Annotated in this window: 17 protein-coding genes; 4 read left to right on the top strand and 13 right to left on the bottom strand. The window is 64.1% G+C overall.

Annotation, left to right across the window (positions count from 1 at the left end; genetic code table 11):
• Positions 1 to 9 precede the first annotated feature (9 nt).
• From G3T36_RS17510 to G3T36_RS17500, 3 genes are read left to right on the top strand one after another with little or no spacing between them, the layout of a single operon-like run.
• A complete protein-coding gene (locus G3T36_RS17510) occupies positions 10 to 444 on the top strand; it encodes a hypothetical protein (RefSeq protein WP_163291157.1) in 435 nt (144 codons plus the stop codon).
• Complete coding sequence (locus G3T36_RS17505) at positions 441 to 821, top strand: hypothetical protein (RefSeq protein ID WP_163291156.1); 381 nt, start codon at positions 441 to 443, stop codon at positions 819 to 821. Before G3T36_RS17510 ends, G3T36_RS17505 begins: the two co-directional genes overlap by 4 nt.
• Positions 822 to 840: 19 nt before the next feature.
• Positions 841 to 2,304 (top strand): ThiF family adenylyltransferase, encoded by a 1,464-nt coding sequence (locus tag G3T36_RS17500; protein WP_163291155.1) that lies wholly within the window; start codon positions 841 to 843, stop codon positions 2,302 to 2,304.
• Between the two features lie 397 nt (positions 2,305 to 2,701).
• On the opposite strand, the gene G3T36_RS17495 is transcribed toward G3T36_RS17500, so the two are convergent.
• The 13 genes from G3T36_RS17495 to G3T36_RS17435 all read right to left on the bottom strand — a co-directional run bounded on the left by G3T36_RS17495 (position 2,702) and on the right by G3T36_RS17435 (position 13,646).
• Positions 2,702 to 3,145 (bottom strand): single-stranded DNA-binding protein, encoded by a 444-nt coding sequence (locus G3T36_RS17495; protein ID WP_163291154.1) that lies wholly within the window; start codon positions 3,143 to 3,145, stop codon positions 2,702 to 2,704.
• 102 nt (positions 3,146 to 3,247) lie between these two features.
• On the bottom strand, positions 3,248 to 3,718 hold the full coding sequence (locus G3T36_RS17490) for a hypothetical protein (RefSeq protein ID WP_163291153.1): 471 nt from the start codon (positions 3,716 to 3,718) through the stop codon (positions 3,248 to 3,250).
• Positions 3,715 to 4,116, bottom strand: a complete 402-nt coding sequence (locus tag G3T36_RS17485; RefSeq protein ID WP_163291152.1) for a hypothetical protein — start codon at positions 4,114 to 4,116, stop codon at positions 3,715 to 3,717. The genes G3T36_RS17490 and G3T36_RS17485 overlap by 4 nt, the downstream gene beginning before the upstream one ends.
• Positions 4,116 to 5,921: a type IV secretory system conjugative DNA transfer family protein gene (locus tag G3T36_RS17480; RefSeq protein ID WP_240148637.1), complete on the bottom strand. Its 1,806-nt coding sequence runs from the start codon at positions 5,919 to 5,921 to the stop codon at positions 4,116 to 4,118. The genes G3T36_RS17485 and G3T36_RS17480 overlap by 1 nt, the downstream gene beginning before the upstream one ends.
• The gene (locus tag G3T36_RS17475) at positions 5,918 to 7,366 is read right to left on the bottom strand and encodes an ATP-binding protein (protein ID WP_163291151.1); all 1,449 of its coding nucleotides are present in this window, start codon (positions 7,364 to 7,366) and stop codon (positions 5,918 to 5,920) included. The genes G3T36_RS17480 and G3T36_RS17475 overlap by 4 nt, the downstream gene beginning before the upstream one ends.
• A gap of 1 nt (position 7,367) precedes the next feature.
• Positions 7,368 to 8,906: an SCO6880 family protein gene (locus tag G3T36_RS17470; protein WP_163291150.1), complete on the bottom strand. Its 1,539-nt coding sequence runs from the start codon at positions 8,904 to 8,906 to the stop codon at positions 7,368 to 7,370.
• Positions 8,907 to 8,909: 3 nt separating this feature from the next.
• Positions 8,910 to 9,944, bottom strand: coding sequence for a hypothetical protein (locus G3T36_RS17465; protein ID WP_163291149.1), 1,035 nt, complete (start codon positions 9,942 to 9,944; stop codon positions 8,910 to 8,912).
• A 7-nt stretch (positions 9,945 to 9,951) separates the two neighbouring features.
• Entirely contained in the window at positions 9,952 to 10,275 is a 324-nt protein-coding gene (locus tag G3T36_RS17460; protein ID WP_163291148.1) for a hypothetical protein, read from the bottom strand.
• Positions 10,272 to 10,433 (bottom strand): hypothetical protein, encoded by a 162-nt coding sequence (locus G3T36_RS17455; RefSeq protein ID WP_163291147.1) that lies wholly within the window; start codon positions 10,431 to 10,433, stop codon positions 10,272 to 10,274. The genes G3T36_RS17460 and G3T36_RS17455 overlap by 4 nt, the downstream gene beginning before the upstream one ends.
• 4 nt (positions 10,434 to 10,437) lie before the next feature.
• Entirely contained in the window at positions 10,438 to 11,100 is a 663-nt protein-coding gene (locus G3T36_RS17450) for a hypothetical protein (protein ID WP_163291146.1), read from the bottom strand.
• 76 nt (positions 11,101 to 11,176) lie between these two features.
• Positions 11,177 to 12,277: a hypothetical protein gene (locus G3T36_RS17445; protein ID WP_163291145.1), complete on the bottom strand. Its 1,101-nt coding sequence runs from the start codon at positions 12,275 to 12,277 to the stop codon at positions 11,177 to 11,179.
• The gene (locus G3T36_RS17440) at positions 12,274 to 13,017 is read right to left on the bottom strand and encodes a sigma-70 family RNA polymerase sigma factor (RefSeq protein ID WP_163291144.1); all 744 of its coding nucleotides are present in this window, start codon (positions 13,015 to 13,017) and stop codon (positions 12,274 to 12,276) included. The genes G3T36_RS17445 and G3T36_RS17440 overlap by 4 nt, the downstream gene beginning before the upstream one ends.
• 431 nt (positions 13,018 to 13,448) lie before the next feature.
• Positions 13,449 to 13,646 (bottom strand): helix-turn-helix transcriptional regulator, encoded by a 198-nt coding sequence (locus tag G3T36_RS17435; RefSeq protein ID WP_163291143.1) that lies wholly within the window; start codon positions 13,644 to 13,646, stop codon positions 13,449 to 13,451.
• Between the two features lie 103 nt (positions 13,647 to 13,749).
• Between G3T36_RS17435 and G3T36_RS17430 the strand changes: the two genes are divergently transcribed.
• Positions 13,750 to 14,352, top strand: a complete 603-nt coding sequence (locus G3T36_RS17430) for a helix-turn-helix domain-containing protein (RefSeq protein WP_163291142.1) — start codon at positions 13,750 to 13,752, stop codon at positions 14,350 to 14,352.
• The last annotated feature ends 5 nt before the right edge of the window (positions 14,353 to 14,357 follow it).

The raw sequence follows: 14,357 nt of genomic DNA, 5'->3' as shown, positions 1-14,357 counted from the left end.
AGGGCCCAAATGGCCCCCACAACCCCCGCCACCAGGTCCCTGCAGATCTTCATCGACAGCAAGGCGTTCACGATCGGAGACACCGACCAGGAGGCCGCGTCCCTGCTGCGCCTCGCTGGCCGTGACCCCAAGATCTTCGACCTGTTCCTCGTCAAGAAGAACGACGTCGAAGAGAAGCTCAAGGACGACGAGATCATCAACCTCAGGGACGCCGAGCGGTTCGTATCACGCCAGCACGTCCGCTTCACCATCGATGGTGAGTCCTTTCGCACTTACGATGACGACCAGACCGCAGCTGACCTGCTCCGCCTCGCCGGTGTCGACCCGGCCGGCTACGACCTCGCCCGCGTCGGCGCCGCAGCGTCGTTCCCCGACGAAGAGATCGTAACCATCGTGGAAGGTGACGAGTTCGTCACCGCGAAGCACGTCGGCGGTGTCGCGTGAGCGACGCGCCAACCCTGTCCGAGGCGGCCCAACAGTTCATCGACGACATGACTGCTGCGGGCGCCCCGGCCAGGGCCGACGGTCCCCGGATCCTTTACGACGTCGTCCCGGTTAACGGGGCCCTCGCCCGCCAGGTCGTGACCACCGGTGTCAGCATCTCAGAAGTCGAGAGCTGGCCGGCGGTGCCGCCGCACTGGATTCACTTGCCCGACACCGTGCGCTTCGAGCAGACCAACATCGACAGCACCGACTGCGCGCCCGGGTTCGTCCGACACTCCCGCGACTACAACTACACCGACACCTCGATGCAGCCGGCCCGTGCGTGGCTGAGCCACGTCCGCGGTTTCCTCTCCATCGCCATCCTCGGGGAGGCCTGACATGCGCTACTCGGTCGCCATGACCGGTGAAACCGAAGCAGCAATGCGGGATCACCTTATCCGTAGCGATGGACAAGAGGATGTTCTCATCGCAACCTACGGACCCTCCACCGGGCTCGAGCGGACCACTGCTCTCATCCGGTCTGTCATCCTCCCCCGCGATGGCGAGCGTCACGTGCACGGCAACGCCTCGTTCACGAGCGCGTATGTCCTTCGCGCTGCGAGCGAAGCACGCGCTGCAGGCCACGGACTCGTGCTCCTGCACTCTCACCCTGGCGGCGAAGGCTGGCAGCGACTTTCCAGTATGGATAGGGACACCGAATCCGAGTACGAGCGCGTGGCCCGCGCCGCAACGAAGATGCCCCTCCTCGGAATGACGCTGGGCGGTCAGGACACTGCATGGTCGGCACGATTCTGGTTCGACCGCACCACCCCGACCTGGGCCGAGTCTGTGCGTTCCGTCTCCCCAACTCTCGCGGTCACCTGGAACGATGACCTTCGCGCCGTGCCCGGCGTCACCGCCTCGCAGGAGCGAACCGTCTCCTCGTGGGGAGAGCGCGCCCAAGGCTCGATTTCCCGGCTACGCGTCCTCGTCGTGGGCAGCGGAAGCGTGGGCCTCGACATCGCCCAACGCCTAGCCGCGACCGGCCTACTCAATGTAGGTGTGATGGACTACGACGCCGTGGAGACCCGCAACCTCGACCGAATGATCGGCGCTACCCGCCTCGACGCCGCCCTCGGGCGCTCGAAAGTCGACGTCGCGGCACGCCTTATGAAGTCTGCAGCGACCGCCGCTCACGTCGAGGTCCGCCGCCACGAGGTCAGCATCACCGACCCCGTCGGAGTAAGCATCGCACTGGACTACGACGTGATCTTCTCGTGCGTCGACCGGCCCTGGCCGCGGGCAGTGCTCAACGGCATCGCCTACGCAGACCTCATCCCGGTCATCGATGGCGGCATCGCGCTCGACACCTTTGCAGACGGTCGCCTGCGCAACGGGATCTGGCGCGCTCACACCCTCGTCCCCGGACGGCCCTGCATGGCCTGCATCGGCCAACTCGTCGCCGGCGACGTCTCCCTTGATAAGTTGGGGCTACTAGACGATCCCGAGTACATCAAAGGCGCGAACCGCGAGGTTCCGTCCAGTCAGAACGTCGCCGCACTCTCTGCCAGCGTCAGCAGCGCCCTTCTGGCACAGTTCGTCAGCCTCACCGCACACCCAGGTCGACGCGGCGTCCCTGATCCGCTCCGGTACATCCTCTCCACCCACATGCTCGAACATTCCACCGCGACATCTGGCCCCTACTGCCCGTATGAGAACGCGACGACGGCGGGTGACCGGCGTACGCCCATCGCCGAGCACCGCGAGGGCTGGCGAACCATCGTCAACAACCGCACTGCGAAGAAGCACTCGCTCCGCCTCCGTGCCGTCGCCAAGTTGGAAAGCGTGGTGCAACGCGTTATCAATCGCGTCGTCGGGTAGTCGCGTCCGTGTGTGGCACCCTCACCTGCATCCTGTCAGTATGCTGCCTTGATTCATGTGATCGGGGACGGAGCACCTCTGCTTGCCGCCGAGTGGTCACTTGTTCCAGCGGTCTGTTCGCTTGAGACTGCTCGCAACCCCGCGTCTATCCCGGAAATTCCATGACAGCCAGGAAAATACCGTGGCAAAGAAAAGTAGACTTCATCAGCATTTCTCGAAGTTGCTGATAGTCCGCAGAAACTGCTAATAGAGCCATACTCTTACTCGAAAGCAAACTCCCTTCGCCCGTCGCGTACAAAGGGGACCGTTGCTCTGCTCTGCTAGGCGCCACTTGAAGCGAGGCAGGCGGACCAGATGCCGGCCCGCCTGCCACTGGCCGTTCTCTCAGACGATGGACCTACGTGAGCGACGCGGCAACAACTGAGACATCAGGAACTCGATCAGGCCCGGTATCAGAAGCTGCCGGGCCGTCAGCTTTTGGGGCGCGGCGTGCGACCTCCGCGGTGGTGTAGCGGAGCGACGGGCCGATGCTGTCGGCGACGACCTCCGTTGCCGCGCGAGGCTCGCCGGTGGCCGGGTCGGTCCAGTGGCGGAATTCGAGGTTGCCGTTGACGATGACAGTGTCGCCTTTAGCGAGACTTTCGCGGACGTTCTCGGCCGTACGGCCGAAGACGGTGGTTCGGTGGTATTGGGTGTCGCCGTCGACCCATTTGCCGTCTTCGAGTTTGCGGTCGGTGACGGCAACGGTGAACTTGGCGAACTTGGTGCCGTTGTCGGATTCGCCGTAAGCAGGGTCAGCGACGAGGTTGCCCTCGATACTGATGGGTACTCGTGTGCTCATGGTTATGTGCCTTTCAGGTGGTGCGGCCGTCTTGTCGGGTCGCTCTTACTTGCACGTTCCGTTTCGGGTGATGTGGACGCGCGCTGGCGGCGCGCAATCGGCTCATTCTGCGTGAGAGCTCGCGATCCAGTCGGGCCAGTCCCTCGGCTCGTAGTGGTCGCTGCCTTGTGGGAGTTCGGTGTGTCCGTTGTGGCATTCGCCGTTGTACCAGCCCGCAAGCCGTGGAATGGCGACGGCGAGTCGCTCATGCCAGCCGATAGGACCGTAGCCGGCATCGAGGTTGTCGAAGGACACGAGCCATGCAGCGTGGAGCGCGGAGAGTTCTTCGACGAGAGCTCCGTGCTTGTACCAGCAGGGCGGGATCTTGCGGGTGGGGAGGTTGTAGCGCCGGATGAACCAGTCGACCCACTCCCCCAGTTCGGTCCAGATCTCTGGTGCCTCATCCTTTGTGAGGGCGCGCCAGTTGATGACGGAGATTCCGAGCATCCCTGGACTCCGGCGCGGGAGTTGAGCGTCCCAGTTCTCGGGCAACGTGTCGAGGAGGTCCTCGATCGGGGTCTCGTCGCCGCTCACTCGAGTTCCGTCGTTTCGATGAAGCGGCCGACCTTGGCGCGGAGCCGCCCGATGGCTTGGGCGGAGGCGGTGCGACGGGAGACGAGGCCGGAGAGGGCGCGGTCGCGGTCGATGAGCTGGTGGACGTATTCGTGGCAGCGCGGGTGGAGCGCGGTGAGGTCTTGGTGCCGTTCATGAGCCGCCCACCCGCGTGGTGTCTGGGTAACGCCGCGATAGTCGAGGTGGTGGAGTTCGAGGGTGCGGGCCGTGCCAACGCCGAGGCAGAGGGTGCAGCGGATCTGTCCGATGCGGCGGCGCTCTTCGATAAACCACCGGTCACGGCGGGCGAACCACATTGGTGAGTGCAGGTAACGGGTGCGATAGTTGTTGTCCCAGGCGGGGCGGCGACGGTTCGACATCAGTTCCGCTCCCCTGCCGCGCGGCGCCGATCTAAGGCTGCTTGGTATTGCTCAGCGAACACGAGCTGCTGATCCGTCTCGGTTGCCTTTTTGCCGGATTTGACTCGTCTGGCGTCGTGGCGGTCGGTCCAGCCTCGGAGGTCGAGGAGAATGCCGCGTCGGGTTCGGTAGGCGAGGAGTCCGACGGTTTCGGGCATGCGGCGGATCTCGTCGAGAGACATGACGGGGACCTTCTCATCGTGGATGTTGGTGGAGGATCCGGTCTCGTTGTAGGAGTGGCCGGTGTTTCTAATCCGCCGGTTGCCGAGGAGTGACTCGAGGTCGCGGAGGTGGTCGACGTCGGACGCTCCGCCGAGGACGAGTTTGGCGGTGGCGGCTGACCAGATGGTGTCGGCCTCGGCGCGTGACCATGCTGTTTCCGCTTGCGAGAGGGCTTGGAGGACGACGATGGTTGAGATGCCGATGCCGCCGCCGTCGGCCATGATGCGGGGCAGGGCGGGCCAGGAGAACATGTTGGCGATCTCGTCCAGGATCAACGCCAGCGGGAGGTCGAGTCGGGAACCGGGAGAAGCGAGCGCTTTACGGCGGGCGGTCTCGACAATGTCGTCCAACACCGCGCCGAGGAAGCCCCCAACAGATCCGGCGCCAGCGCCGGTACCGACCAAGTAGAGACTGTTGGATCCGGTCAGGAACTGGTCGGGGTCAAATTGTTCGCCGGGACCGGGTGTCATGGCCTTACGGATTGCCGGGATGGCGAGGGGGCGGATGGCGCCGGAGACTCCGAACCAGCTCGACGCCAGCAGCTTCTCGTCGCCGTTGATGATCGCGTCCAAGTCTTCCGCCCAGCCTGGCGTTCCTTGGTTGCTGAGGACGCTGACCGCTTCGAGGGCGAGGCGGGGGTTTGAGCCCCAGCGGGCGAGGGCGTCGGCTCCGCGTCCGGAGACGGCGGCGGCGTGGAGCAGTCGGGAGAGCACGGAGGAGGCGACGTGCGCCCACTCCTGGTTCGTTTTGGATGCACCGAGGGCGGTGCCGGCGACGATCGCCTGGCCGCGCTGGTCGGCAACGAGCGGGTCTTCGCATCCGGTGACCGGTGAGATCCGCAGGGACGAGCGGACACCGGAGAGCTCTTGCGGGTCGAACACGGTGACCTCGCCGACGCGGGCGCGTTCGCGCATGGTGGCGGAGAGGTTGTCGTTCCGCGTTGAGGTGGTGATGAGTGGTCCGCACCAGTCGAGGATCGCGTTGATGATGAATCGGTAGCCCTTGCCGGAGCGCGGGGCGCCTTCGACCACGATGGAGTCCTCGATCGAGACGTACACGTCCTGTCGGTGTGCCTGACCAACCTTCCAACCCACGGCAGGGGCCGTCGGACTGGACAATGAAGGGCGCAGCGCCTTGGCGCGACGGACTGCGGTTCCCGCGGACGTGTGTTTGCGGATCTCCCCCGGCTTGGCGAGACCCTCCCGGCCTCGCAGCTCGTGGATGAAGTGTCGGTCCGACTGCCGGAAGCGAAGCCACCAGACGGCAGCCATGGACGAGCCAACAACGATCAAGACGAGCGCGAGCGCATCAAGGACGCGAACCAAGGTGACTGGCGGTGCGCATCCGGTGGAAGTCGTGAACCCATCCGCAGATCCGCTGATCGCAAGTTGGAGCCCGGCGAAGACACTGTCCGGTCGTCCGCCGGCGCCGCAAACGGCGTGAATAGTGGCGCCGGCCGCCAAGGTGGTCAACGCGCCGGCGACGACGACGCCGAAGAGGAGGTAGAGGGCGAGGCGGGGCCAGGATGACCCTTGGTTCCTCATGATCGTTCGCCTCCGAACGCGTCGGTGCGGAAGATGCCCATCTCGTAGTCGGTGCAGATGTTGCGCACTTTGGCGACGCGGTCCTGGCCGATCTGCCAGAGTCCCTCGCCTTTGTGGAGTTTCCGGACGAGGCCGGCTTGGGTGTCGTTCCAACCGAGGATTTCCCGTGATCGGGCGATTTCGCCGCTGTGTTGGGCGTAGGAGATCCGGGTCTCGCAGTCGGCGAGGAGTCCGAGGGCTCGGGAGTGGAGTGCGCTGTTGCGGTCGCCGAGGGCGTCGAGGTCGGCTACGCGGTGCAGGAGGTACCAGTTGCTGATTCCGAGGTGACGGGCGACTTTCTCGTCCTCCACTCGCTCGGCGAGACCGTCGCCGCCAGAGACGTCGTTGAGCAGTTCGACGGCGGCTTCCTCGTGGATGATCACCCGGGCTTGCCGGTTCGCGCCAAGGCTGGAGCGCCGGATCCAGTTCGCGGTCGCCAACCGTGCAAGCGCCTGCGCTTCGGGAGAGGCGCCCTTGAGTGCGGAGGTGTCGACGACCATCATGGGTGCGTCGGCATCGAACTGGACGGTGGATGGGCCGTCGAAGAATCCGGTGAGGTCGCCGGAGACCATCCGCCGTAGCGTGTGAGCGAGCCGGTGCCCGGCGTCAGCAACCTCGACGGGAAGGTTCGCGTCTGGGTCGACGAGCCTGCTGTAGACGTGGGTGATCGTCACTGTCGTTTGACCGCGTAATCCGTCGAGCGCAACATCGAGGGCAGTGTGCTCGACCGGCTCGAGGTTCCCGCCCTCACGAAGCCGGCGAATGATCGTCTTCACGGTCGCGCGCCGGTACTGGAGCACGTTCTGGTTCCAGTCCTCATCGGAATACAACGGATCCCGAGGACCCTCATCCAGAAGGTTGATGCGTGCAGCCTTGCCCGGCCCGACTGTGATGGATGTGCCGCCAACGTATTCGGCGACGCGGACCCATTCACCGTTGGGGTCGTGCGGGACCGCGATCTTCCTTCCAAGCCGGGCCAACCGGGAGGACCACGATTTGGCGAGCATCGATTTGCCTGTGCCCTTGACGCCGAGGATCGCGACGGAGTGGGAGCGGACGGCTTCGGCTGAGTAGGCGTCCCATGGGTCGAAGCAGAACGGGGCGCGGGAGAGCAGGTTCTCTCCGATGTATGCGCCGGTCAGGATGTCGCCTGTTTCGGCCAGGAACGGGTATGCACCACCGAGGACCCGGGATGAACACCGGTGCGCCGGTGGTGTGGCCCGCAGTGGGCCTCGCAGGTTGTGTGGGTGCTTCCAGCCCCAGGAGGGCATCTTCGACGCGGGCAGCTCTTGCGGCTGCACCTTCCAGCTGGCGTTCTTCTGCGACCCCTCGACGTGACGCTGCCGGCCTTGTGTGCCGGGCTTTTCATCCGCGGGGATCCGACCGATGACGCTGACGTTCTTCATCTCACTCTCCCTCGATCGGCACCGGAAGTGCGCCGGTGACGAACCCAGCCGCCTGCTGTCCCGACATCGAGGCGAGGAGCAGACGCGCGGGGTGGGAGGCCTGTTCAATGTCGGTGCGGGCTTTGGCGAGGGCGTCCTTGGATTCGGCGGAAATGGTGATGAAGCCGCGGTATTGGACGTCGCCGAATCCGTCGACCAGGTCGTGCTCGCGCACCGCAAGATCCTCTTCCTCCCGGATATGGGTCAGCGGGATCCGGGATTGCAGCTTGAAACGAATCGTCGCGGCAGTCTCCATGTCAGATTGAGCGCGACTCAACTGGGCCAGCGCCTTGTGCGTGGCAATCGGCCGAACCTGCAGGGTAATCACCCGAGTCGCATCCCCCGCGTAGAGCAGCGGCTCCAAGAATCCGGTTCGGACGTCGGTTCGCGGCCACTCGGCGACCCAGAACGTCTGATGCCAGGATTCGTCGACACGCATCGAGTCCCAGCCCTCGTCGATTCCCATCACTGGCGGCGCGGCCGGCAATTCCAATGGACCAGTGTCCTGTTCGCGACGGACGGAGGCGGACACTGGGTCCGCGGAGAGCGCGAGTAGGTCGTCGAGTTCATCTGAGGTCAGCCATCCAGCGGGAGCCAGACGGGCGTGCTCCATCGATGCTTCGATGCCGGCGACGCGTTCCTTGAGAACGGCACCGAGACCGGTGAGCCCTTTGCCGGCGTCACGGATCGCGGAGTTCAGGGCGGCGGTATCGAAGGTGAGGGTAATGAAGTTGGTGAACCCCATCGACCGCTTCGACGCCGCTTCGGTGAGCATCCAGTACTGCTTCCGCAGTTCGGTGCTGACCTGCGGCTGGTTCTCGTCCTCGCGCGCAACGAGGTAGTCGTGGAGCTCGTTGGACGAGGCACGGTCGACTCGGATCCGGATGGTTGTCTCCCGCACCCCGGGAAGGTTTTCGAGGGAGCTCAACCATTCGACGAAGCCGTCGTATGCGGCCTCTTGGGTGCCTTTGTCGCGCAGCGCCCACGCTTTGGAGCCGACCCGGACGGTGACTGAGGCGAGGCGGCCGCGCGCGTTGTATACGAATGCGCCAGCGCCGGGGACCTGGATGATCTGTACGTCACCGAGCGCACCGGGCAGCAGGAACCGAGAGGTCACGACCGGCTTGATCGCCTCAAGGTGCGCATGACCAATGTCAAGCGACGCCAGACTCACCCGCATCCACACGTCGCGCCGAAAGGCGGTCTGTCCTGCAACGCTTCGGTACCCATACCGGAGCGCCTGGGCGGCGATGACGAGGACGGGTTCCCGTCGGTAGGTTGCGACGGCGAGGAAACACGCGAGCGCCACGATCGGCAACGCGACCCAGAACACATTCGGGTTGATGAACAGCGTGGCGAGGAGGACGGCGATCGCGGCTCCGACGACGACCAGTTGGGGGAAGGTGAGGCCGAGGATGAGGCCGCGGCGCTCGCGTGCGGCGAATCGGACGCGAGGTGCGCCTTCGTCGGAGAGTATTTGGTCGGCGATGAAGGTGGTCATGGTCTATCTCCCGACCTTGATGACGCGTGCGGCGGTTCGCACGGGGGCGGTTGCTGTGCTGGCTCTTGAGACTTGGTCGCGGACCGAGAAGCGATGGTGCAGGGCGGTGCCGACTTCGGCTCCGGCGAAGGACACGAGTTTCGTCGCCCAGAGCGGCGAGAAGGATGCGGCGATGACCGCGCAGGCGGCCACGAGGAGCACGCCGATGCTGAGGCTGGATTTCGTGAGCTCAACGGCCAGGAGGACGACGCCTGCGGCGAGGGGTTTGGCGATCAGGAGACCGGTTGTGAGGTTCATCCAGCGTTGGGCCCAGGCGGTGAGTTTGGGTTGGCCGATCATCATCAACCCGACTGGTGCCATCGCGGCGAGGGCGAGGAGGCCGAACTCGCGGATGGCCATGGCAACGAAGAGGAAGAGTGAGGCGATCATCATCAGCCCGACGACCAGGAGGGCCATGACGTATTCGCCGACCGCGCCCTGGCTTTGCGCGCCTTGGCTAACCATCGAGTAGATCACTCCGCCTTGGGTGAATTCGGCACTGTGCATCACCGCGTTGGATGCCTGTTTCGGTGCGTCGAAGAGGCCAACCACCCGGAGGAGGCCATCGCTGAGATCGCCGCCTTGCACGGAGGTGGTGAGGTTGCGTGTGATGTCGTCGGTGACGGCGGAGAACTGTTGCATGGCCCAGACGCAGACGGCGCTGAATGGGATCGCCAATGCCGCTCCCGCGGCGGTGCGACCGATCCTCGCCCAGTCCTGGAGGATCATCGCGATGCCGATCTGTACTAGAGCGATGATCAGGATGATCGGGGCGGTGATGGCGACCCAGAACAGGAACTGCGAGTGGGCGATGTTCCAACTGTTCTGATCGATGTTGTTATTGAACGCGCCAGAGACCATGGTGGCGATAAAGTCGCCGAGGTTACGGATGGTGGAAGCCATGAACCCGGCGACGGTCTGTAAGGCCTGGCAGCCGAAGTCGCCGACAAAGCATCCGTAGTTCGGCGACCACGGGTCAACAGCGGCGATGGCGATCATGGTTTCGTCACGCCACGTTCAGCGACTGACCCCAGTTGATCAGCCCGGCAATTCCGCCAGCAACGGCGACTCCGGCGATGCAGCTGATCAGGCCAACGATGCCCATCTTCTGAACCCGCCCATTGCTGGAGACATGGCCGACGACGATAAAGCCTGCCGCGATCAGCCCGCCGATCACGGCGAGGGTGAGGACGATGGCGAACACGACGTTCGCGATGGTCTGTAGGGCGGAGACTCCGGGCCCGGAGAAATCTGGGGTGGGATTTGTGACTGTCAACACGTTGATCACGCGGGCATGCGCGATCGTGACGGCCTCGTTCAGTGCATTCATGATTCGTTCTTCCTCTCAGCGTTTGGATCCTTCGATTTGGGGTCGATGTCGGGGGCTGCTTTGAGTCGTCGCGCGGTCAGGACGCCGATGCCGGCGATGCCGGACAGAGTTGCGCAGACAAGGGCTAGGAGTCCGAGCAGGTTGTTCATGAGTTCCAAGGGGTCACTCTCCGTCGGCGCTCGTCGCGCTGATCGCGGTTGCCGGGAGCGGTACAACGAGGCGATTGGGTTGGCCCTCGGCTGGCACGTTGACCGTGAGCAGGAGGCGGTCGACGCCGGGCGGCAGATACCAGGCCGCAGCGAATGCCCGTGGTTGCTTGTTCGGGATCGTCCATACGGCTTCGCCGTGGAAGAGACCGCTCGGGAGCCAAGGCAATCCCGCAGCCTTCGCGACCGCGGGACCGTCAACCGTGTCGAGGACGGCACGCTCAGGCCGGCCGTCGAACTTGGTCCCGTTAAGCGTGGTGCCGGTGACGTCTTGTCTGGTTGCGTTGCCCTGCGACGGCTTCCAAGCCCCGGTCATCGTGATCGTGACGAGCAGGACAGGTGTGCCAGTGGGAAAGAGTTCTTCGGTCGAATCGGGCAGGGTGCAGTGGCAGCCATGCTTGGCCTTGAAGGTGTTACCGGGGTAGACCTCGACCCACACGGTATCGACGATTCCGGACGCCGCCGGCTTCACATCGGCGGCCGACGTCGGCGTCGGGATGACGGGAGCGATGGTCGTGAACGTGTGGTGTCGTTCAGGTGTAGCGGCAACGCATCCCACGAGTGCAAGGGATGAAGCGAGCGCTGTCATCGCGATCAGCTTCTTGACCATGTCGTTCACCTCGGTTTCGTAGCCGCTTTCACCTGCACGTTCCCGATTGGTCCGAACTTTGGCGCGCATTTCACAGATCTCCGAATCAAGGGACCTGGACGTGTTGGTGATTACAGCCGTCGGGGAAGTCGCTGGTGAAGTTCGTCAGCGATCCCAGCCGGACGCCGGCTATGGCGCGGCAATCGCTCTGACCAATGCCGGAACCGTGCGGGGCGAACGGGTCGAGAACATGAATGAGTTGGACCGAGAGACTGTCGGCGCCAGTGAGGGATCGGCGGTCGAGGGCGTAGAAGTCGACGGCTTTGCCCTTCCAGTGCGCGGATGCTTTGCCCGCGCCGGGAGTGGTGCCGGTGCAGCGTCGGTTGAGATCGCTGACGCCGACCTGCGCGAAACTGTGTACCGCGACCACGATCAGTTGCAGGATGTGGGCGTCGATCGCACAATCTGGAGTTGCGGTGCCCGCCGCCATGTTCAGTACCTGTTGCTCGTACCTCGGCTCGAGGAAGTTCAGCTTGCCCTGCTGAATCGCGGCGACGAGGACTGTTGCTGCCGCGCGCGCGTTCGCCGGAATCGAACAGGATCCCTGGTTCGAGTGGGTGAGCGCGGTAAGCACGTGCTCGGCGGGAGGCCAAAACGGGGTGTAGTGGTTCGGGTCTCGGTTGATCTGCACGGCGTGCGCCACGACGGTGGGCGGTGACGTCTGCCAGTTCGGCACTCCAATCATCCGCGTGTAGAAAGCACGTGCGGCGGTGGGTGGGTCCATCCGCTGTGCCCGGGTTCCATAGCTGGCGCCCTGTTGGAAGACACCGATCGTGGTGTTGTCGACAGCATCACCGTGATCCAGGTCGCGCAGACCCGACTCACCCATGCCGACCATCAACGCGATCGCCTGCCCATGAGGCGGCACACTCATCTGCTGCCCTACGCTGATGATGGTTTCCGCGATCCGCAGTTGGACGGGTCCGTAACCGTCGATGGTTCGCCCTGCTGCCACGGCGGGCGCCGACCCGCCGCACAGTCCCCCGGCACCTCCAAACACGCCAGCGCCCATCGCGAGCACGACAGAGATTGGTAGCGCCACAAGGGAAACCGGGACGACGAGGAGGACGACCGCCGCGACGATCAGGAGGTTCCTCGTCGTTTTCGAATGGGTGACCGCGCGTGCGGCGGCACCCGCTCCGATCATGCTGCCATCTCCTGCTGAATGACGGTGCGCGCGATGCCGAGAAGTCGTTTGGCGGTCGCGATCCGCGCTCTCGCCGAGCCGGAGTGGATATGCAACGTCGCGGCGATGGCGTCTGCGTCGTCGCCGATCATCTCGGCAACTTCGCGAAGTCCACCTCGCTCGGGCACACAGTGAAGGATCACTGAGCCGGTCAACGGAAGGTTCGCGTCGACAGCGGCGAGCGCCGCTCGCACCGTGTGCGCGGTCAGACTCACCCGATCCCGAATTGTCCGCAACCCACGGGTCGTGAGCTGGTGACGTGCTGCCACCCGTTCCGTATCACCGTCGCTGAGCGCCATCTCGGTGATCACGGCCCAATCGGATGCGCCTACGAAGTCGGCGACCAGACTCATCCAACGGTGCGCGTCGAATCGGCGAACCAAGGTAGCGAGCGGATCCGGAGTATCGGATGACTCGAGATCCTCGGGCAACTCGTCGAGTTCTTGAAAGTGCTTACACAGCTCGCGACGAACGACATTCCGCGTGATGCCGAACACGAACGCGTTCGGCGTTCCACGTGACGGGTCGAATGCTTCACATCGGTGCCAGACGGTCTCGCGGACAGATTGTAGGACTACGTCCACATCGTTCGGCCGTCCGCGCATCCGATAGCGGACGAACGGGCGCATGGCGTCGACGTTGCGAAGCAACTCGTCGACCTGTTTGTCGGCCACCAGGTCGACCTGATTTCCCCCAGCCACGTGATCACAACCTTTCTTGCTCTGGTGTGGCTACTGCGAAGGATTCGGGTTCGGGTCACAGACCCGTAAGAACGCGCGATCAGCAGAGGAGGAAGGGCAACGCCAGCGGCTAGGGATCTGGCCGGCTTGCCGTGATTCGAGAGCGAGAAGCGACTTCGACCCTGAACTTCCGGAGTCTCAGCCACGATGCGTCACCGCTGCCCTGACTCGATTCGCGAGCCCGGCGCCGCAGTAAACGGGGTGGGAAACAGCCGCTTCATTGGTGTCGCACGCTACCCCCGAACAAGGGGGTGTCAACGCATGACGCGCCGGGGTGAACCAACTGTTCTACTGACAGGTCTCGCACTGCAGATCGTCCATCGGGTCGACCGGCACGAGATAGGCACCCACCCGATCGACGATGCCAGCCGGCGCAGACTGGGTCGCTTGGCTCACGCGAATGCCTCGGTCCTTGTCTGCGCGCTCGCTTCCAGCCATGCGATCACCTCCACGCGCTTGTAGAGAACCTTGTGCGGAGTGGGCTTGTAGAACCGTGGCCCCTTGCCGCGGTAGCGAAGCTGAGCCAATGCGGCCAGCGAAAGCCCCGTGAGTTCAGCTACATCGGACGGCTGAATGAATTCCCCTGTCATCTCAATCTCCTCCGTTTCGACAACTAGAGAGTTATTGATTTGTTGGAACGACAATAGCGAGTATCCGCTAGATTGACAAGAGGATGCGCGCTATTCTGTCAAAATGACGGATTTTCGATCAGAAACGACGCTCGGCTCCCGCATCAAACTCGCCAGGAGACAGCGCGGTTTTCGCACAACTCGCGAGTTCGCTGATGCCATCGAGGGCGGGAACGTCACTGCGGCGGTCCTGGAGAACGTCGAGTCCGGCAGGAAGGCGGACATCAGCGTCAGTCAGTTGCTCAACATTGCCAAGGCGCTCGGCGTTCCCCCTTCGATGCTTCTTGCACCCATTGGCCGGCCAAACGCCCGTCTCGACTTGCCCAACCTCAGCGACGATTTCGACACAATGACTGCAGCAGAGTTCGACTGCTGGCTCTCAGCGACACCCGCAAGCTCATATCGCCCGACCCTTGCGGCAGAACGCGTCGACGTGGACATCCTCAATACGCTCCGCGAGCTTGGAACCTTGCGACGCGAGGTCGAGCGTTTGCGGATCGTTCTTGCGGTGCAATCCGCATCAGGAGACCCCGATCTGGTTGGCGCAAATACTGAGGTCGAGCAGCGTGTCGAGGCCCTCACGCGTGAGGTGGCCCGGGTCTCGAGCCTCTTAGCAACGAGCGGGCTTGAAGACGTTAAGCTCGAGCGGACCGTCGCCCAGGTGTAGCGGAG

Origin of the sequence: Leifsonia tongyongensis, from assembly GCF_010686705.1 — a bacterium.
GTDB lineage: Bacteria > Actinomycetota > Actinomycetes > Actinomycetales > Microbacteriaceae > Diaminobutyricibacter > Diaminobutyricibacter tongyongensis.
The sequence above is the reverse complement of the archived record's forward strand: the minus strand, read 5'-3'. Positions and strand labels throughout refer to the sequence as shown.